The organism is Nitrosarchaeum koreense MY1 (genome assembly GCF_000220175.1).
Taxonomy (GTDB): Archaea; Thermoproteota; Nitrososphaeria; order Nitrososphaerales; family Nitrosopumilaceae; genus Nitrosarchaeum; species Nitrosarchaeum koreense.
Window position 1 is genome coordinate 400,009 of the sequence record NZ_AFPU01000001.1, and the last position, 19,423, is coordinate 419,431.

The following is a 19,423-nucleotide window of genomic DNA, read 5'->3' on the forward strand; positions in this document are numbered from 1 at the left end:
AAATCATTTACGCTTATTCTTTTTAAAAATATATTAAAATTGATTATGCTTTTTGTTCTAAAACCCAATCATATCCTTCGCTTTCTAATTTGTCTGCAAGGGATGCGTCACCAGTCTTTAAAACTTGACCTCTTGCAAATACGTGGACATAATCTAGTTTATCTAAAAATTTCAAAATTCTTGCATAATGTGTAATTACAATTATTGTAGAATCTTTTCCAGCAACCTTGCTAATTGCTTGTGCAACTGCTTGAACTGCATCGATATCTAACCCAGAGTCTGGTTCATCTAAAATTGAAATCTTTGGTTTTAAAACTGCCATTTGCAATACTTCAGCACGTTTCTTTTCTCCACCTGAAAACCCTTCGTTTAGATATCTTGAAAGAAATTCTTCTTTTAATCCAACCTTGTTTAAATTATCTTTGAGGTATTTCTGAAATTCTCTTACTGTGATGAATACTTCTCTGTCATCACCTTGAAGTGCTTTACTTAGTGAATTGTAAGCTGTTCTAAGAAAATGTGAAAAACCAACACCTGAAACTTCGGTAGGATATTGAAATCCTAAGAATAATCCTTTTTTTGCACGCTCATCAGCTGATAATTCTAAAATGCTTTCTCCATCTAACAAAATATCTCCTTTAGTAACCTCATATTTTGGATGTGCAAGTAATGTATATGCTAAAGTACTTTTTCCAGAACCGTTTGGCCCCATGATTGCATGTACTTCTCCTGGGCCTGTTTTCAGATTTACTCCTTTGAGAATTTCTTTACCCTCACGAGTAACATGAAGATCTTTAATCTCAAGCACTGCCATAATTCAATTTTGATTCTTTCTATATATAATACCGACGAAATTTAGCTAATCCTAATAGAATTTTCTAAAATAAATAATAAAATGAAAAGAGGGGGGGGATTAAAATTTGGCCAGAGACGGTCTCAAAGTAATTTTGAGTTTATAGCATGTTAGAATCTCTTTACATCTGTTTCTGATTGTTACTTCTGTGACACCTGCAATACTTGAGACGTCTCTTTGAAGGACATTTTGTCCTAACAAAACTGAGGCTACATACAGATACGCGGCTGCAATTCCGTTTGGTGCTTTTCCGTCTGCAATATTACTGTCTTTAGTTTTTTCTGCTATTTCTAAGGCTAGTCTTTCAACTCTAACTTCAGTTTGTGTCATGTTTGCAATCTTTGAGATGTATTTGTTCATAGTAACAACTGGGGCGCTTATTTGACCCATTTCCATTACCATGGTTCTATAGTATTTTGCTGCAAGTTTTGTTTTTGACTTGACATCTTTTGGTGCACATATTCCTCTACAAATTTCTTCTAATGATCTTACAACGTCACATTGTTTACATGCCATGTAGATTGTAGCAGCTGTAATGCTTGATACAGATTTTCCTTTTACCTCTACATGTCCATCCAAGTTTCTGTAAATCATAGAAGCTGTTTCCAAGACATTTTTTGAAAGATTTAGACCATCACATGTCTCACCCATTTTTGATAAAACATTTGCCAATCTTCTTTCTCTTGGTGAAGAAACGCGTACTCTTTGTTGCCATTTTCTGAGATTGTGCATTTGATTAGCAACTTGATGGTTGATTGTTTTTCCACTAAAGTCCTTTGTGCTAATTGATATCTCAGTTGTTATTCCCAAATCATGTTGAGAATAAGTTGTTTGTCCTGTTGCTCTTGCTAGCTTCATCTTGTCTTCGAGATTTGAGCTCTTTGTTTCTGGACCATAATCTACCATCTGATCTGCAACAACTACGCCGCAACCAGAGCAGATTATTTCACCATTCTGAATGTCATCTACTAATGATGATTTACATTCAGGACAGCTTTGGGTTTGTAATATGTTCATTTTCTTCTTCTCCTAAATTTTTGTGTGTTTGCAGGAGAATGTTCAAATGCAAAAACGCTTTTGCCAATGTATTTTTTGATATTATTTGTTAATGGAGTTGCTGACGCAAACGGTCTTTTTATTGGACCGATTAGTTCCATTACTTTTGCTACTTTAGTTCCTGTCTCGTCACAGAGTATTGCTCCTTCATCTAACTTTTCAGTCAGCTGAATGATCACTCTGCCGCTACCGGCTAAGTGCATTATTTCACCTACCTCCTGCAATTAGAAACTGTAATCATGATATTGTTATCATAGACTTCTGTCAACTTTACTTTAGCTAAGAGCTAGATTTGATTTTATTTTGTTTGCTTGGCTCTTTTTGAAACTAATTTTTCTGAAATCTTGTTAAGAATATTTGTCTTAGTAGTTCCTTTTGGTAAAATTATGTAACCTGACCTGACATATGGTCTTCTTGGAAATCTTACTTTTTCATCAGTCTCTGTGATTTCAAATCCTGCTGCTTGTGCAGCTTCTGTTAATTCTTTTAGTGAAGGATCAAAAACACATTTCTCTTTTTCTAATTTCCTTCCTTTAGCTCTTGGTAATGTCTTGTTAAAATAATCTAGCCAGATTACGACATGTTCGTAATCTTTCATTTTATCACTTTATTAAAACTGCGTTAACTATTCCTGTTTGTCCTGGTTTAGAAACAACTCTACATTTTCCTGCATCTGTTTCTAATATTGCACCTTTTGTAATGATGCCTCTTCTTTGATAATCATTGTTTGTAGCATTTTCTAATACTTTGAGAATTTTAATTTTCTTAACTTTGGAATCTCCTGTTGCTAAGTTTACAAAATCAATTGTTTTCAAAGCTGTTTTTTTATTATTTCCTCTTACTCTTCTGGTCACTGTTATTTGTGCACCTGTGACTGATTCATTTGGATATCTATCAATTTCGTATTTTCTTCTAATTCTTGCTGGCTTTCTTCTACCTCCAGTTATTTTGCTGGTTGCAAGATTTTCTACTGATTTTCGCACGAATGCTCTTTTAATTACTCTAATTTATACAAAACGCAAAAAATAGGCTTAGATAATTTGTTTAGTTTAGTTTTGTGATTATTTCAGCAGAGGGGTTTGTTTCTGACATCTTTGCTGTTTTTCTCACTTTGGAAAACAGTCTCTGTTTGAGATTTTCTACATCTCCTTGTATGCCAAAATATTTTTGGAATTTTTCTGTTGTATTGTAAATTTTTAATCTACCTACATTTTGATGAGTGATAAAGTCTAACTGCCTTAATTCTTTAAGATGTTCGTATACTCCAGAACCTCTAGTTTCAACAAGTTGCTTTGATGAAATTGGTTGCATATATGCAATGTATGATAATGTCTTTAGGGTTGCATTTGGAAGAATGGGTTTTGACGCATATCTTTTGATTGTTGAACTGTATTCTGGTTTTAATTGAAATACATATGAACCGTCAGGGAGTGTGACTATCTCCAATGCCTTAAATGCTGATTTTGTCTTTTTCATTAACTCGTTGAGAATTTCGTATGTTTTTGTTCGTGATTCTGTGCCTGAAGCTCTGATCAGATCCTCTATTTTTAAGGGTCTTCCTGCAGAATAAAGCGCTGCTTCGATTCTAGCTATTGCTTCATCATTTAAATCGTTTTTTACCAATTATCTATTTTTCCTACAAAATCTACTTAAAGAAATCCTTTCTTCATTTTTGATCAGTTTGTTAACTTCTCCTTTATCAGAATGATTTTGATGTCGTCTTCTATTTGCTCCAAGTCTATTTTTTCATCTCTTGCCAAAAACAGAATTGCAAAAAAACATCTAATCGAATCAACTCCATCAAGATCTTTTATTATGTCTTGAAGCATACCGTATCCCAAATCTGTAATTTTTTTAATAATCAAATCTTCATATTTTCCAATAATGTTTTCAAGAGAAATAAAATACTCTTGAAAATCTGGAGCTTCTATTGGTTCTATATTCAACTTGTTTCTTCTGGATTGCGGATTGGCTATCGTACCAATCAAATTTTGTAATAATCCTAACAAATCATCTAATGAAACAGGATAGGTTGATTCGTGTCTATATGGTATGTCGATTAACTCTATGTCTACATCTGTTCTTTGTCTGATTGGTTTTTTCTCCATTGCAGCACGTTGTAATGCAAAAATACTTTCTACCTTCATTCTATAAATCAAAGAAGATGATAATGCAGCCATTCCTGCAACTCTAAGATCTTTTTTCCCACTTTTTTCAAGGATTTTAATTAATAAATCAAGAATTTGAATAAGATCAATATCCCACACATCTTTTTTAGCAACAGATGATGGATTAAACAAAATATTTACAGGTGCTTGGGAAATGCCGTTAGGAGTCTGTTCTTCGCTCACATACTTTGTCTATTTTTATTCAATAATATCTAAGGGCTCTATTTTTTTCTTTTATCCAGTCAACTCTTATATTGTTAAGACCGAATTATATCATTATGAAATCTGCTAGGATTACTGGTCCTAATGAGCCTTTAGTGCTTGTTGAAACAGAAACCCCTCATCCTAAAGATAATCAAGTTCTAGTCAAAGTTAAAGCCGTAGGCGTATGTCATAGTGATCTGCACCTTTGGGAGGGTGGATATGATTTAGGTGATGGTAAATTTATGAAAGTGACTGATAGAGGAGTGAAATATCCTGTAACTCCTGGACATGAAATTGTTGGAACTGTAGAAGAATTAGGTAATAATGTAAAGGGTTATTCAAAAGGCGATGAAGTTTTAGTTTATCCTTGGATCGGATGTGGTGTATGTCCTGCTTGTAAAGTAGAAAATGAAAATTTATGTGATGCGCCAAAGTCTCTTGGTGTTTTTCAAGATGGTGGATATTCTCAATACTCGCTTGTTCCTGATTTCAAATATTTGGCAAAACTAAATGGCGTGGATCCAGAATCTGCAACTTCACTTGCATGTTCCGGTTTAACAGCTTATAATGCAATTAAAAAATCAAATCAAAATTCACCTGAGTTTTTGGTCATAATTGGTGCAGGTGGATTGGGTTTGATGGGTGTACAAATTGCACACTCTATTACAAAATCTAAAATTATTTGTGTAGATTTAGATGATCAAAAATTAGAAATAGCAAAAAAAATGGGTGCTGATTTTGTTTTCAATTCCAAAGATCCTGATACCACTCAAAAAATAATTTCAACTTGTAATGGAAAAGGTGCTGATAGTGTTGTTGATTTTGTAAATGCTCCTCCCACTGCAAAAATGGGGCTAGCAGTTCTAAGAAAGAGAGGAAATCTTGTTTTAGTTGGTTTGTTTGGGGGCTCTATGGAGTTATCTCTAGTTACAATTCCTCTAAAATCTATTATAATCCAAGGAGCTTATACTGGAAATTATACTGATATGGTTGAACTGTTAGATTTAGCTCGAAAAGGAACAATTAATCCAATGATTTCAAAGAGATACTCTCTTGATGCTGCAAACACTGCTTTAGAGGATCTTAAAGCACGTAAGATTGTCGGCCGTGCAGTGATTAATCCTTGATCAGATACTACAAAATGTTATAACATAAAAAAATTATACCGTGATTATGACTTCCAAGGTGAATTATGAAGTAGCATTAACTCATTTGAAAAATAAACAATTCATCACCGCTCATAATTTATTTCTAAATCAAGCTGAATCTATAAAAAAAACTGAACATCTAAAATCTGCTTTCTTGTACATGTTAGCTGCAGAATGTAAAACTAGGCAAAGTAAAGAATCCAAAGAAGAAATTGAAAAAGCTTGTAATTTATTTTTAGAATACTCTCAAAATAAAACGTCAAAAAATGTTCAAGGTTCATTATTATGTGCTGCAAAATGCCTGTTAATTCTTGGTGAATACGATAAAGCAAAAATTTCATATCAAAAAGCAAAATCGGTGATTTCTTCAACCATTGAAGTTTTTAGACCTGTTGTAATTATTGACGATAGTAAAGCTGTATCGATGAAACTAAAAAATTATGTAGAAAAATTAGGATATGGTGAAATTTTACTTTATGAAAATGGAAAAGATGGAATAAAAGGATGTCAAAAACTATTTTCTACAAATAAAAATCCAATCGTGCTTTTGGATATGGGGCTTCCTGATTTAGAAGGGGACGTGGTTGCTACAAAATTATTAAAAGAAAATCTCGATCTACAAATTATTGTAATTACAGCTGATGAAAAAACTACCCAGCGAGTAAATAAGACAATTAGTTCTGGGGTATCTGCATTTATTCAAAAACCATTCACTCTTGATGAAATAAAAAATGCAATTAGTATTGCTGAATCTGAATATTCCTTATTACAACAATAATAAAGACATGTTTAAAATATTCACATCTTTGATATCTACTACGTTTATTCTGTAATCGATTAATTCGTCAGAAAATTTCTCAACGATTTTTTGTGCGGTGTTTGATTTTCCAGAATCTACTTGTATCATCACCAACATATTCCACTCTCCATCCATGTTTGCAATAAGAAGATAATTGTCTAATTTTGTAATAAATTCTTTAATTGAATCTTTAATCGAGTCTAGTGATTTTGATGGTTTTAATTTCATTAAGATGGTTTGATATTCGTTAATTCCAGATACGTCTGTTAGTACAGCTTTGTATCCTTTGATGATCCCACTTTTTTCTAGTCTTTCTATTCTCTTTCTAATTGTTCTATCTGATACATCGTGACCAGATTTTTTTAATTCTGATGCAATTTCTTTAGATGGTGTTCTTGCATTGTTGTTAAGAATTTCAATGATTTTTTGGTCTACTTTATCTAAATCTGACCACATGTCATCACTCATAGAAGAATGATCTTTTACATGCTTTTGAATTTTTGCTTAAAACATCACTAACATGTCTGATTTCTCTATAACTATTCTTCTAGAATCCAGCCTGTTTTTATTTGACTTGTATCTGATTCTTCTCCGATCCCAGTAGCATATCTCCATATGAGAGGAGCGTCTGTTGTCATTTTTGTTTTGATTTTTAATAATGATTCTATTTCTGAATTCAAATTTTTATCTGCGGTACCATGTTCTTTACAAAATTTACATTTTTGATCTAGTGTTATTGGTTCTGATTCTATTAATGGGTAAGTCATACATGCAAGAGGTCGTTTATTGTATATTTTGCATGGAAATCCCCCATGAGGTGATCTATCTGATGTTTTAGTATCTAAAAACGGACATGTGTTCCCATTTGATTCTATTCCCATTAATTGATATGCTAATATCTTTGTTGGACTAGATTCTCCATTTTCTGATATCCCTATTCTTGGTAAAACTGATATTTCTAATCCATTTATTTTTGCAAGATCTTCTATCTTTTCTTTTTCTTCTGGTAGTATTAACACTCCAATCTTTCCAAATTTTTTATTAGGATAATATTCTCTTTCGATACAACACTGAGAACAATCCTTAATACAACTAAATTCCATGAGATATTTTTATTCTATACGAATAAAATTCCTTGTAAGTGTCAAATTTATAAAAAACTTCTGATATTTTTGTTCAAATAATCCCCACAGTTATATGCTCATAACTGTAGTGTATGCTATGGGTAAGCGCCAAGTCAAAAATGAAAGTGCATTAAAAGAAATACGTTTGCCTGAAGAAGGTGAGATGTTTGGCCGTGTTCTTAAAATGCTTGGAGGCGAAAACGTCATGGTAAAATGTACCGATGGTGTTACCCGAAGAGGTAGAATTCGAGGTAAACTGAAGCGTAGAGTTTGGATACGTGATAATGACATTGTCATAATTGCACCTTGGGATTTCAATGAGGCTGAACGAGGTGACATTGTTTGGAGATTTACCTTGCCACAAGTTGAATGGTTAAAAGATAACAATCACATTGCCAAAGACTTCTAAATTCATTTATTCGTATTTATGCTAACTTTGGTTTGAATATCGTTGTCTTTTGTCAGATCTATTTTGATAACTTATCTTAATATACGGAATAATTCTGTAACTAATCAAATGGAACAAGGCACCGTAAAGTGGTTCAACCGCACAAAAGGCTTTGGTTTTATCGAAAGAGAATCTGGTGACGATCTATTCGTTCACAAATCAGATGTTGATGGATTCATCAATGAAGGCGATAAAGTCGAGTTTGTAGTCGGCGAAGGTCAAAAAGGACCAGCTGCTCAAAAAGTCAAAAAAACAGCATAGACAATAGATATTTTTATTAATTTAAGAGTTCATCATTGTTTTCTTAAATTAGTCTATTTTTTTATTATTTTTAAAATACATTCAAGTGTAAGGTATGGAGGCTAGATCATACTGTTCATCTGACACTTTCATATCTGAAAAAAATTTCAGTATGACCTTCTTTTTGGAGGGTATCATTTCATGAGATGTGTCATCAGGCTTTACGGACACAAATCAACAGAAGAAAAAATCACAAATGAGATCTATGATTTAATTACAGGTAAGGGCTCAAAGCCGTATCCACTTTCCATAACTGAGACTGCCAAGACATTACAAGTCTCACGAGATACAGTATACAGATACATCAGAAAGATGAAAGGAGTAAAGTCAATACCAATATCCTCAGGCAAACTTGTCTTACCAAAGGAGAATTCTGAATCAAAGTTTTACAGGTTCAGCTCATCTAATCCAATCATTAGCGATCCTCTGGTGTCTGAATGGATTGATGATCTTCTTACAAGAAAGAGCGGAGAGCAAATAAAGACATGGAGGACAAGACTGAGATCAGTTGAATCTGTCTGCAACACATGCAAGATACTACCAAAGAAACTGCTCATATCAGAAAAAAACACAGAGATAATTCTTCGCCAGTATGTCAAGATGTACCGTCATGGAAATGCATTACGTGATAATCGCGGTACAAAACCGTCCTCAAACATTCGAAATGTCACATACTATCGTGTTCAGGGAGTAAGGGATTTTTGCAGATACCATGGCATGAGTTGGCCACGCGGTACAAATGGGATCATGTCGCAAAAGGTGCAAAACCATGGAAAGTACAGCGACATTCGACTGACAGATGAAGAGATAAACAAGGCAGATTATTTCATAAAAGAAAGGTTTGGAATTGATTCAGACATTTACCGCTGGTTCTGGATTGGCATTGAAAGCTGTGCAAGGCTTGGCGCACTATACAACATGAGTCTTGATTATACAAAACATGTCAGTCCATCTAATAAAACAACATACATCATGACTGCATTTGAGACAAAAACAAGACACATCAAGGGAGGCAAATGGATAAAGTACATCACAAGAAAAGACACTCAGAAAAGCATTGATTTGCTAAAGAGCAGAGGACATGGTAAAATTTACGAGTCTACTTTACCAAAGTACAGATTTAACAATATGATTTCAAATCAGCTAAAACAGATTTACTCTCATCTTGGAAAAAATTCATATTTTCAAGACAGACCAAATCATGCTTTACGTCACATCGGCGCGCATTACTGGCTCTCAAAGACTGATTACAATTTTGGTTTGATTGCAGAGGTTGGTGGATGGAACACAATTGATGAACTAAAGAAAAGTTATGGTCAGATTCCTCCTGAGAAGATACTTGAAATAATTGGCTAAATCGTAGTAGTTTGAACGAATTATGGATTCTATCAAAGTTGGGTTCAAATTTGATTGCCAGCGTCTTTTCAATGGGGTATAGACAGAGAGGTGTCATTTGACCTTTTTTTGATGATTTTAAGAAGATATGAAAAAACAATATTACAAAGTGTAAAGGAATTTATCGACTGTGTGTAAAAAGGCAATCCCTCCCTCTTTAAGCACAATTTTTTCAGATGGACTAAGTAATGATTAGTTATGATTTGTTGGATATGAATGAGAGAGTAAGTTTATCATAAAGTAATGATCTACATTATATTCATCACATAATATTAACAAATCAACTTATGGGAAAAACATGTTTTATTATTTCTAGTATTGGTGAAAAAGGAAGTGAAACGAGAGAACTCGCAAATGAAAAATTCGATTTAGTTTTTGAACCCATTCTAAAAGAAGTAGGTTTTGATGAAGTTATACGTGCTGATAAAATTGGCACGCCTGGATCAATTTCTTATGATATTGTAACTCATATAATTAATTCAGAATTAGTAATTGCAGATGTTTCAGATTTAAATCCTAATGTATTCTATGAATTAGCAATTAGAAATGCAATTCAAAAACCAGTAATTGTAATAAAAGCAGAAGGACAAAAGATGCCATTTGATATTTATGATAAACGAGCAATTTCATTAGATATGAGTTTGGCAAGACAATGGACGGATGCTAAGAAAGAATTAAAAAAACAAATTGAAAATGTTGAAAAAGATCCAGAATCCGCCTCAAAATCAATACTTACTGATTTTTCTGGATTTCAAATTAATACAAATGGAATGGAATCGGACATAAATTTGGAATTGAAAGATTTGAAATCAGAAATTCGACGGATATATGATGAAGTTCGAAGGCCAAGAACGTCATTTGATTTTGGTGGAGGTATAGGTGGTGGTGGAGCTGGTGGGGGTGGAGGTTCTGGCGGGGTGGTAGGCTCAGGTAGTTCCAGAGGATATACAACTCTAAACGATGAAGCAGCTGTGATAAGACGGGAAAAACGAAAAAATATGATTTTAGATATAATGCGAGATGAATTCAACAAAGGGGAGAAATTTATAGATAAAGATAGACTAATGATAAAAATTTCCAAAATAACTCATCTACCTAGAGTATCCTGTTTGCGATATCTCGATATGTTGAATCGAGAAGGCAAAATAATTGAAAGTGAAACTGGGTTTTCACTTGCAGATGTATAAAAGATTATTTTAGATGATTTAACGAAATTTGTATAGAATCTATATCTTTCCACCATTTAACATCACTCAATTTCTCAAACCATATCTTCTTCCTATCAGCAATCAGATTTACTTTTATGTTTAGACAGAGACTGTCAATTTGATCTTTTTTGGATTAATTTGATGATAATATTACCAAAACATTACATAGTAAAAAGCCGTAATAGTTGACATGGGTTATGGAGGAAGTTATCCATTTTGGGAAAAGAACAGAGCAGATAGTGCAAGCATGGATGCTATGAGTGCAAGAAGCGATGTAATGAAAGAAAGAGCAGAGAAAGAAAAATATCAAAAGCAGTTAGAAAATGTAGAAAAAGTGATACTGGAATTAAAATTACTTCTTGACAAGGAACATGATAAGGGAAACATTCAATCCAATCTGTTTGAATTAATTAAAGAGAAAATAGAGCAAGCTAAAGTAAAGTAACTATGGAAAAGAAGCCTTTTGAACAATTTCTAGAATTTAGACATTTGTTTAATCCAGAATCTGAAGATTTTGGTCTTAATCACAATTCAGAAAATCTACATGATGAAACAAATTCAGAATCTAAAGCCAAAGTACCGTTTGTATTATTTTCATCATGTCCAACTGATCTAATGGAAATCAATGTTAAAGATTCAAGTCACATTCAATGGATTAAAGAGAATTCCAACATTACAATTCAAGAATATGAAATTAACTATCTTAGAGTATCTAAAACGCATTTTGATATCGATTCATTGATTTTAAATGATGATTTTAACGATCGTGTTAGACAGTATGTTGAATTTTATGAAAATGGATTCATAGAACAAGGATTTGCATTTCCAATGATATATGGAAATAGAAAAGATGATCCTTATGGAGTTAGTTTGGGAAGAATAACTATTGCTTTTTGGTGTTTTTTGTATTTTTTAAAAAAATATTATACAAAACTAGGCTTTTCTGGAAACATAGACTTGCGAATAATTGTTAGAAATAGTGATGTCCTTAGTCTTACTGGATTCAAAGGTAAAATTAATGAGAATAGAATATGGGGAGGAATTTATGATGACAGTAGTAATCATAACGTCACAAAAACATATCACCGAAATATCTTAATAAAAAAGGAAGTCAGTTTGAATGGATTAACTGATTATAAAATAGAAGAGATTGTAAAATTATTCTCAAATAAAATTGCTAATGCTTATGATTTAGATTTTGCAAGATGTTATAATTTTGATGGGACATTTAGCTTTGAAAACTACGTTGATTATAATAATCATTGACGTATCATAGAATAACACGTTGGATAATGTTGAATAACGTGAATCATGTCAAATTATAACATGTATCGTGGGGTTCCTTTAACCTATTTCATGTGGGCACATCAACATTCCACACGAGATAGTATCCAGAATTACGCTGAAGAATTATTTCAAGAAATTTCTCCTAAATTAAAACCACAAGTATTTTTGATAGGAATTTTACGAGAGAAGAAAGAGGGGGCAGAATATGTTCAATTTCCCATATGCATACAGCCTGAAGAATGTGGAATTAATCTCGAATTATTTAATGATGTAGATAGTGTAGCTAATTCAATTTGGGAGAAAGATGGAAGACGAAATATGTTATATGGAATGCCCTATATTCATGAGAATCATCATGCTAAAGTAAAAAGAGATTCTATACGTAGTGCTGTTCAACAATTAGTTGATAAAAATTTTGAAGGAAAAAAAGTAATGTCATTTGTTTCTCAATCCGTACATCTTGAAGGTTATGAGATTTTTGTCGTATTACAATTTGATGAGGATGACTACAATTCTTTTTATGGATTAGAAGGAACAAGTAAGTTTTCCCGCATATCTCTTCTTGATTCTTTGATATGGGTCTTTTTAGGCGAGTCATTAGATACAATGTATAGACCAAGAGCTGCTACAGCACCGCAGAATATTTTAACAGATGAAAAAGAAGTCATGCGGATAGCTGCTTCAGATTTTGTCAGCTCTATAATTTTTACAGTATGTGAATCAAGAGGGTCATGGAATTTTTTGAACACTTGTAATTATGTATCCTCACTAAAATATGAGGGTGATGCTAGTAATGGAAAATTAATTGTATGTAAAGAAGAGGAACATCCAAATTTGGAAGTTGTTTTAAAATTAGCATCGCCTGTTCAATTAACAGAGTACAGAAAAATTAGAAAACTTTTAGAAATTGCTTCAAGAGATTTGTCATTATACAGTGATGGATTACAAATTTTAGGATTAGGAAAAATCAAAGGAAAATATGATGAAAAAAATAAAAATCTACTGACAATTAATTTTAGTGGTGCACAGAAATGGGAATTGATTCATGGTTCTCATACGATGTTATCTGTTGAAAATACTAATCCAAAGATACCGAAATTAAAGATCAATAAAGATATTTTTAACGACTTGTTAGAGAGAACATTTCAAGAAATATCTTCTGAAGACATTGAAAGGTTATGGAGTATTGTAGATATTGCAACAACTCAAAAACATGGCACGCTTTTGATTATTTCAAGTGAGGCAGAAAAAGAGGCCATTAGACTAAAAAATCAATCTACCATGGTAAATCCAACTCTGTTAAACGAGTCATTGATAAGAAATGTTACATCAATTGATGGGGCCACGCTGTTGGATAGTAAAGGAATTTGTCATTCTATTGGTGCTATACTTGATGGAATGTCAACAAATAAAGGAACTTCCGAAAGAGGTGCAAGATATAATTCAGCAATCAGATATGTAGAGAATAATAAGAAAAAATGTATCGCAGTAATAATATCTGAAGACGGGATGGTAGATTTGTATCCCGATTTATTATCTAGGATCAAGAAAAACGATATTGAAGAATATTTAAACAGATTAAGAATTCAATTTGAAAAAGATGTTCTGGATAGTGAAGAATATCATGATATAATGCGTTGGTTTGATGTACACAAATTTTATCTATCTCAAGAACAATGTGACGAGATAAACAAAATCAAAGCAATATGTAACAATAAAGAGAAAAGTGATCCCTATAGGATATTTATCATGTGGAATGATTTGAAACCTAACCCCGATATGGATGACTCATATTTTATTGATGAGTAAGAATCAGAAATACATAATTAATCTAATCTTGATTTTTAAAGAAATTCTATCGATTTGATTGAAAATGATGTAATTTTTTACATTCAATAAAGTTTGCTTTGAAATTCCAAACTTCTTGACATCCTTTGGCTTTAACTCCAATATCTTGGGAGCCAATTCTCAGAATTTCTCATCAATGTTTGATTCATCATGATATATCTCATAACTTGAATCATCTGATCCAAACAATTCTGATTCATCTAGTCTGTTGCTCTCTTTTCCTATGTGAATGATACCAGTTACAACAATATGCTTTCTCTGTAAAACCTCTAGATGTTTTTTACTACAGATGCAGTTAATTTTGTAGTTTTTGTTGCATTTGCATATGTAATTTTGAGTTCGTCTTTCTCAGATACTTCGATAAACCCATCATCTACTTGGTGTCCTTGAGTAATTGTATACATATTCCCATCTAATTCATATGGTTTCTTTGTACCGTCTTTGTTTACCCCTATAAAACCAATAATGCCTTGAAAAATTCCAGTACTGTCACCAGTTTCTCTCAGTCTGAAATTTTCTAACTGTCCTTTACTGCTTTGAATAGTCAATTTTGCATCTTTTTTATCACCTACATATTCTGCAATTTGATTATCCTTGTCTGCATCAGGATCAATTACTGTCAAAATCATATCTGATCCCCACAGATAGACAGTTTTGTCTGACTGAATGATGGGTTCACGTACAGCAATAATGGCATCATCAAATGCTTCTGATGAGACATATGTGCCTTTGAGGACATATTTCTTTCCTACTTTCCATTGTTCATTCATAGTAAATGATGTTTCATAGATTCTCGCATCTGATGCTATTTCAATTTCAGATAATTTATCACTAGTTATTTCTCTTTCAAAAATGATTTTATTTTCATCATTAAAAATTTGAAAAAATACCGATTCGCTAGGAATTAATTCTGGGATATTAGCCCGTAAATGAACAGTGCTATTAATTGGATAAGTTGTTCTATCAAAAGATACTGAAATCGGCACTAATGAAATTTGTTCTGTGGGTTGAATTTGTTCAAATTTAATTTCTTCTTTGCTATTATCATAATAGGAAATAGCACGTAAAATCTCTTCAGAATAAAATCTGATTTGTTTTATTTCATATGAATCTAAATCTCTTGTATGAGATATTGCATTTCTGATAGGATCAATTTCTTTGAGTTTTCCAGAAATTGCAGTTTTATCATGAAAAACATATTGAAATACGTCATTCCAGTTATTTTTTTGAGTAATAATTTTTTCATAGTCTGTAAAATCAATATAAAATATCAGAGGTTGTTTTTTGTAATCCCAGTTTTTTCTTCGTTCGTCTTTTTGTTTTCTTTCTTCTGCATTTTGCTTTACATCAACTGGAATTCGCTGTTTCCACCAGTTAGAGTTTATTTCAGAAAGTTCTTTTTCAATAAATTCCCTTATTTTTTCTTCAAGGTTTTTTAATAATAGATAACTGTCGGCACTTACATCATCACTCATCAATTATGAGCATTTTGAGCTAGATTTAGTTATTCTTCTCAAAATAGGCACAAAAATGAAAAATTTATTATATTTTCATGGTTTTATTCACAACTTTGCTAAATTTTTTGTATTGTCTGCAAGTTATACTGTTAAAAATGTCTTGAATATCCTCTAGCCATTCATTGTTTTATAACTTCGTCCCGTTTCAATTAATGAGATAATTCTATCTAGTGTTATTGGAGTATAATCAATCAACTCAGACGAGACATTAACTGTTTTGTTTTTCTGATGAAGAAATGGATGATCTTTCATACTTGTGTTATGTGTATGTCCATGAATAATCCATCCATCATATCCATGTGGCCTCCATGGATGATGCATTAACAAAAATTTGTAGTCATGGTATTTGATTCCATATCTATCATGAATTACCGGAGCATTTTGAATAATATCACTGTCATGATTTCCTCTTAGACAGTATATCTGCCCGTTAAGTTTTCCTAACCAATAATCTATTGGCCTTCTCCTTCTACCAAATGACATATCTCCCAAAAAATATACAATATCGTTGTTTACAGTATTATTCCACCTAGAGATTAGTTGTTGATTCATGTGTCTTGTTGAAGCAAACGGTCTATCAGAGAATCTAATGACATTTGTGTGATCAAAATGAGTGTCGCTAATCACAAAAATCTTTTTCTTTTCTGTTATATCCTCGAATTCTATTTCAGGGGTTTCTTGCTTTTTTTCTAATTTTGAGATTGATTTTTGAAGTGTCTTTTTGTCCAGTGCTTTGGAACGATCCAGAATTTTTCTTTGCATCAGATCATATTCGGCCAATATTTTGTAGTCTTTTATTATTGCAATTCTTAAAACATATTGATCCATTTTCGGTATCTTCCAAGTTTGAAGAAAATCCCAGATGCTGTCAAATTTTCTCTGAATGTCTTTGAAAACAAGCGTTGCATGAAATGTGAAGTTTTTATCAAAATCATGCTCTGAGAGTTCGCAGAATTTTTCTAGTCTTTCCTTTAATTCCAATCGAAGTTTTTGGAGTTCTTCTGATGGTCTTATTCTCACATAAATTACACGATTCTCAAAACTATCAAAACCATCTATGCTAAATTTTACTAAGTCGTACCTCTTTGCAATATTTTTTACTTCTTCGACTAGCTGTTTTTCATTGCGTGTGTATAATGGCCCTACAAGTGTAATATGTGGAACTATTTTTCTTCTGTTAACATGATAGTTTCTTGATATGTTGTCTTTTAATTCTCTTATTGCCCCTTTTACATAACCTGAAAATCTAAACTCTATAAGATAATGGGTCATTTTTGATATTGCACCAGATTACATCGGCTTGAGGTGTAGATTAATTTTTCATGAGGATGATTTTAGAGTAGAGTTCATAACATAATTCGAAAAATCAATAAGCACCAGAACCATGGTATTCAGTTCTAGGCATCCATGATAAAATCACTATCACAAAGACAAGTATTACAAAGAAAATGACGGCAATTCCAATAAGGGTATCTTGATATTCATGTAGAGTTCCAATAATCAAAACATTAAATGAATCCACAGTTTCTGTTGCTTGCATGACCATTTGCTTACCAGTGTATCCTATTACAAATAAGGATACAAAGATTAGAACAAGTGCAATCATACATGCAAGCAATATTTTGATTTTCTTTCTCTGTTTTTGTAATTCTATTTTCTTTTGGTGAAATTTTTGTTTCCAATGATTGTCATAATTTCTTTTTCTGTGTTCTCTTGATCGTTTAGATCTTTTACCAAATCCCAATGAACAACAGTAAAAGATTATGAACTTAAGGATTTACAGAGAGTTTAATAGAAAATTACAATCATAATGATCATGTCTGATGACAGGCGTTTTCAGAAAAAACTAGCAAAATTACAGATTGAAGCAACAATGATGGCAGTAATGTTAGGCATCATTATTTCACTAGGAGTTATTCTTATTTCATTTTCGATGAGCATGACAATAAAAGAAGTAATTGAAATATACAGAAATTCAGGAATAGTGATAATTTTTATTGGAATTGGAATGTTGATTTTAGTTTTAAAATCATATTATCGAAGTATTGATAGAATTGATAAAGGCAGTTAGCACTATTCATAAACTCGAATATTGTAGTTATAAAAAGAGATGAATCTAATGTTTGGGCTTTGCTTTATGTTTAGATAGTTCTTCTTTTAACGCATCAATTCTTTTTTCTAATTTCTCTACTCTTCTGTCATCTGCATCTGCTCTTTTTTCCAACTTTGTCAATCTTCGATCTTGTTGTTGCTCGTGTTGTTTATTGGTTAATTTTGTCATACCCTTTCTAAATTGTCTAAAAACTTAAGGATTTATGAAAATAATACCACGATAAAGCAAATAAGCCATACAAATATGGATTTAATATGAAACTGATTATTTTGCTATTACTTTTAGGTATGATTATGCCTGTTTTTGCTCAAGAATCACCATTAGAAAATATCTCTAATCAATTAGAAAATCAAATCACACAAGACAATCTAAAAAAATTGGAAAGTAGAATTTCAGATATTGAAAATAAAATTAATACAAATCAAAGTAATACAAATCAAAACAATTTTCAAGTAAACGCGAATGTAACAATTGAGGATTTAGCAAAATTTGAATTTAATCTTAATTCGTGTAAACAAAATGTTACGGATAATTGTAAAGAAGTGGGAACAAAATTAGATAAAATTTCTGACGAATTAGATAAAATAAATCAGGCTCTTAAGACATCTGATGATGATTCTAAGATACAAAAGATTTACGATCTAAATTATCTACTTATTGGAATAATTGTCGCGTTGGCTATAGCTAACATAGTTAGCATTGGAACCAACAGAGATAGAAAAAAATTAGAAACAAAAATGAAAGAGTATTTTGAGAAAACCACCTCGCTAATCGAATCCAAATCTTCTGTTAATACAAATATCGACAAAACAATTGAAGATTTCAAAGAATTCATAGATAATACTAATTTCTATAAAAATAATGTTCAGAGTATTATTACTGAATTAAGTAAAGTATTAAAAAACACAAAAGTCATTTTAGATAATTCCGATTATCCTGTAGGAATAACCTCTGACGATATACAAATGATGGTTAAAGTGGAGGAAGATAAAATCAATACTGCGTTGAAATTATTAGAAAAGAAAAAGTATTCAGAGTTTATTGATGAATACAAACAAGTAGAATCAATAGACGAAATATTCAAACTACATATTGATGCAAACATATTACAAGATTTGATCAATAAGCATTTCCAAGTTGTATTTACTTGTCTTAAACAGATGCCTAAAAAATCAAAGAATGAAAACTGGAACACAATTCTTAATTTGATATTATTAAAAATAGGAATAGGCGAGACTGCGAATACTCGTAAATGATTGAAAAGTTTTAGATCTTAACCTTTACGAGAAGCGTCATATTTCTGGGAGTAAAACGAGGGCTTTCTATTTTTTTACTCTTAATCCCTAAACTCGTTTATCCATTCTAAAATCTGTAGTACGAAAAAAACAACACATGACTAAAGTAGAATAAATTATTTCATCTCACATGGGCAATCTTGAGGTAACTCCAAGATTAGTGGGTTCGCTAGGGGAAGTCTATTACAAGGAATACTGTGAACAGTTTGGAGGATGGGCATATGTCTCACTTGAGCAAATCCATAAAAACGGATTCAAAGATGACTATCTAGAGTTCAAACTGGGCTTTCAGCGTTTTCAAATTAAAATTCCTAAAGATATTCAAAATGAAATTATCGAAATTACACAACCATTCTACATACAGGATAACAATCCGTCATACGTCTTTGATTTTCTTGCTTGCAGATTATGCGATGGGGAGGAGATTCTATCGGAGATAAATAACAAAGGATCGCGTGATTTTCGTTGGATTGAAGTCAAGACTTTTGGAGGCAAGGTTAGCAAAAACCAACTAAATACTGCCAACCGTGTATCTATTCCAGTTGCTTTTTGTGTTGTGTACAAAGTAAAAGAGATGCCCTATAATGTAGAAGTTCAATTCTATTATGACTATCTGCCATCACATTTGTTAGAAGAAAATTAACACTACATGTTATTTGT

At 32.1% G+C, this 19,423-nt stretch carries 25 protein-coding genes; 12 read left to right on the top strand and 13 right to left on the bottom strand.

The window, feature by feature from the left end:
- Positions 1 to 43: 43 nt before the first annotated feature.
- From sufC to MY1_RS02340, 7 genes are all read right to left on the bottom strand, one after another.
- Positions 44 to 814 (bottom strand): Fe-S cluster assembly ATPase SufC, encoded by a 771-nt coding sequence (gene sufC / locus MY1_RS02310; protein ID WP_048109510.1) that lies wholly within the window; start codon positions 812 to 814, stop codon positions 44 to 46.
- Positions 815 to 913: 99 nt separating this feature from the next.
- Entirely contained in the window at positions 914 to 1,870 is a 957-nt protein-coding gene (locus MY1_RS02315; RefSeq protein ID WP_007549954.1) for a transcription initiation factor IIB, read from the bottom strand.
- On the bottom strand, positions 1,867 to 2,133 hold the full coding sequence (locus MY1_RS02320) for an H/ACA ribonucleoprotein complex subunit GAR1 (RefSeq protein ID WP_081470632.1): 267 nt from the start codon (positions 2,131 to 2,133) through the stop codon (positions 1,867 to 1,869). Before MY1_RS02320 ends, MY1_RS02315 begins: the two co-directional genes overlap by 4 nt.
- A gap of 74 nt (positions 2,134 to 2,207) precedes the next feature.
- Positions 2,208 to 2,507: a signal recognition particle subunit SRP19/SEC65 family protein gene (locus MY1_RS02325; RefSeq protein ID WP_007549957.1), complete on the bottom strand. Its 300-nt coding sequence runs from the start codon at positions 2,505 to 2,507 to the stop codon at positions 2,208 to 2,210.
- A gap of 4 nt (positions 2,508 to 2,511) precedes the next feature.
- Positions 2,512 to 2,892: a 30S ribosomal protein S8e gene (locus MY1_RS02330; protein ID WP_007549960.1), complete on the bottom strand. Its 381-nt coding sequence runs from the start codon at positions 2,890 to 2,892 to the stop codon at positions 2,512 to 2,514.
- Between the two features lie 61 nt (positions 2,893 to 2,953).
- On the bottom strand, positions 2,954 to 3,532 hold the full coding sequence (gene scpB, locus MY1_RS02335) for an SMC-Scp complex subunit ScpB (protein WP_007549962.1): 579 nt from the start codon (positions 3,530 to 3,532) through the stop codon (positions 2,954 to 2,956).
- Between the two features lie 53 nt (positions 3,533 to 3,585).
- Positions 3,586 to 4,260: a hypothetical protein gene (locus MY1_RS02340; protein ID WP_007549963.1), complete on the bottom strand. Its 675-nt coding sequence runs from the start codon at positions 4,258 to 4,260 to the stop codon at positions 3,586 to 3,588.
- A gap of 95 nt (positions 4,261 to 4,355) precedes the next feature.
- On the opposite strand from MY1_RS02340, the gene MY1_RS02345 reads away from it, so the two are divergent.
- A complete protein-coding gene (locus tag MY1_RS02345; RefSeq protein WP_007549964.1) occupies positions 4,356 to 5,408 on the top strand; it encodes an alcohol dehydrogenase in 1,053 nt (350 codons plus the stop codon).
- A 46-nt stretch (positions 5,409 to 5,454) separates the two neighbouring features.
- Entirely contained in the window at positions 5,455 to 6,207 is a 753-nt protein-coding gene (locus MY1_RS02350; RefSeq protein WP_048109513.1) for a response regulator, read from the top strand.
- On the opposite strand, the gene MY1_RS02355 is transcribed toward MY1_RS02350, so the two are convergent.
- Complete coding sequence (locus MY1_RS02355; protein ID WP_007549966.1) at positions 6,196 to 6,696, bottom strand: Lrp/AsnC family transcriptional regulator; 501 nt, start codon at positions 6,694 to 6,696, stop codon at positions 6,196 to 6,198. The genes MY1_RS02350 and MY1_RS02355 overlap by 12 nt on opposite strands.
- Positions 6,697 to 6,767: 71 nt before the next feature.
- Positions 6,768 to 7,331, bottom strand: coding sequence for a YkgJ family cysteine cluster protein (locus MY1_RS02360; RefSeq protein ID WP_048109520.1), 564 nt, complete (start codon positions 7,329 to 7,331; stop codon positions 6,768 to 6,770).
- A gap of 118 nt (positions 7,332 to 7,449) precedes the next feature.
- Here MY1_RS02360 and eif1A point away from each other — a divergent pair, with 118 nt between their 5' ends.
- From eif1A to MY1_RS09375, 7 genes are all read left to right on the top strand, one after another.
- On the top strand, positions 7,450 to 7,761 hold the full coding sequence (gene eif1A / locus MY1_RS02365; RefSeq protein ID WP_048110302.1) for a translation initiation factor eIF-1A: 312 nt from the start codon (positions 7,450 to 7,452) through the stop codon (positions 7,759 to 7,761).
- 108 nt (positions 7,762 to 7,869) lie between these two features.
- A complete protein-coding gene (locus tag MY1_RS02370) occupies positions 7,870 to 8,061 on the top strand; it encodes a cold-shock protein (protein ID WP_007549969.1) in 192 nt (63 codons plus the stop codon).
- Positions 8,062 to 8,241: 180 nt separating this feature from the next.
- A complete protein-coding gene (locus tag MY1_RS02375; protein WP_007549970.1) occupies positions 8,242 to 9,456 on the top strand; it encodes a helix-turn-helix domain-containing protein in 1,215 nt (404 codons plus the stop codon).
- Positions 9,457 to 9,782: 326 nt separating this feature from the next.
- Entirely contained in the window at positions 9,783 to 10,682 is a 900-nt protein-coding gene (locus MY1_RS09370) for a hypothetical protein (RefSeq protein ID WP_007549971.1), read from the top strand.
- A 211-nt stretch (positions 10,683 to 10,893) separates the two neighbouring features.
- On the top strand, positions 10,894 to 11,148 hold the full coding sequence (locus tag MY1_RS02385; protein WP_007549973.1) for a hypothetical protein: 255 nt from the start codon (positions 10,894 to 10,896) through the stop codon (positions 11,146 to 11,148).
- 2 nt (positions 11,149 to 11,150) lie between these two features.
- The gene (locus tag MY1_RS02390) at positions 11,151 to 11,969 is read left to right on the top strand and encodes a hypothetical protein (protein ID WP_007549975.1); all 819 of its coding nucleotides are present in this window, start codon (positions 11,151 to 11,153) and stop codon (positions 11,967 to 11,969) included.
- Positions 11,970 to 12,014: 45 nt separating this feature from the next.
- Positions 12,015 to 13,799 carry a DNA integrity scanning protein DisA nucleotide-binding domain protein gene (locus MY1_RS09375; RefSeq protein WP_052296735.1) on the top strand — a complete coding sequence of 595 codons (1,785 nt, stop codon included), beginning with the start codon at positions 12,015 to 12,017 and terminating at the stop codon, positions 13,797 to 13,799.
- A gap of 308 nt (positions 13,800 to 14,107) precedes the next feature.
- Here the strand turns inward: MY1_RS09375 and MY1_RS02400 are convergent, their stop codons facing one another.
- The 3 genes from MY1_RS02400 to MY1_RS02415 form a co-directional block, all read right to left on the bottom strand.
- Positions 14,108 to 15,313 carry a Swt1 family HEPN domain-containing protein gene (locus tag MY1_RS02400; protein WP_007549977.1) on the bottom strand — a complete coding sequence of 402 codons (1,206 nt, stop codon included), beginning with the start codon at positions 15,311 to 15,313 and terminating at the stop codon, positions 14,108 to 14,110.
- Between the two features lie 153 nt (positions 15,314 to 15,466).
- Positions 15,467 to 16,627, bottom strand: coding sequence for a 2'-5' RNA ligase family protein (locus tag MY1_RS09380; RefSeq protein ID WP_007549978.1), 1,161 nt, complete (start codon positions 16,625 to 16,627; stop codon positions 15,467 to 15,469).
- A 94-nt stretch (positions 16,628 to 16,721) separates the two neighbouring features.
- Complete coding sequence (locus MY1_RS02415; RefSeq protein ID WP_007549979.1) at positions 16,722 to 17,099, bottom strand: hypothetical protein; 378 nt, start codon at positions 17,097 to 17,099, stop codon at positions 16,722 to 16,724.
- 72 nt (positions 17,100 to 17,171) lie between these two features.
- On the opposite strand from MY1_RS02415, the gene MY1_RS02420 reads away from it, so the two are divergent.
- Positions 17,172 to 17,426, top strand: a complete 255-nt coding sequence (locus MY1_RS02420) for a hypothetical protein (protein WP_048109521.1) — start codon at positions 17,172 to 17,174, stop codon at positions 17,424 to 17,426.
- 45 nt (positions 17,427 to 17,471) lie between these two features.
- Here MY1_RS02420 and MY1_RS09800 read toward each other — a convergent pair whose 3' ends face one another.
- A complete protein-coding gene (locus MY1_RS09800) occupies positions 17,472 to 17,636 on the bottom strand; it encodes a hypothetical protein (RefSeq protein WP_007549981.1) in 165 nt (54 codons plus the stop codon).
- 86 nt (positions 17,637 to 17,722) lie between these two features.
- On the opposite strand from MY1_RS09800, the gene MY1_RS02425 reads away from it, so the two are divergent.
- Positions 17,723 to 18,724, top strand: coding sequence for a hypothetical protein (locus MY1_RS02425; protein WP_007549982.1), 1,002 nt, complete (start codon positions 17,723 to 17,725; stop codon positions 18,722 to 18,724).
- Between the two features lie 169 nt (positions 18,725 to 18,893).
- Positions 18,894 to 19,406, top strand: a complete 513-nt coding sequence (locus MY1_RS02430) for a hypothetical protein (RefSeq protein WP_007549983.1) — start codon at positions 18,894 to 18,896, stop codon at positions 19,404 to 19,406.
- Positions 19,407 to 19,423 lie beyond the last annotated feature (17 nt).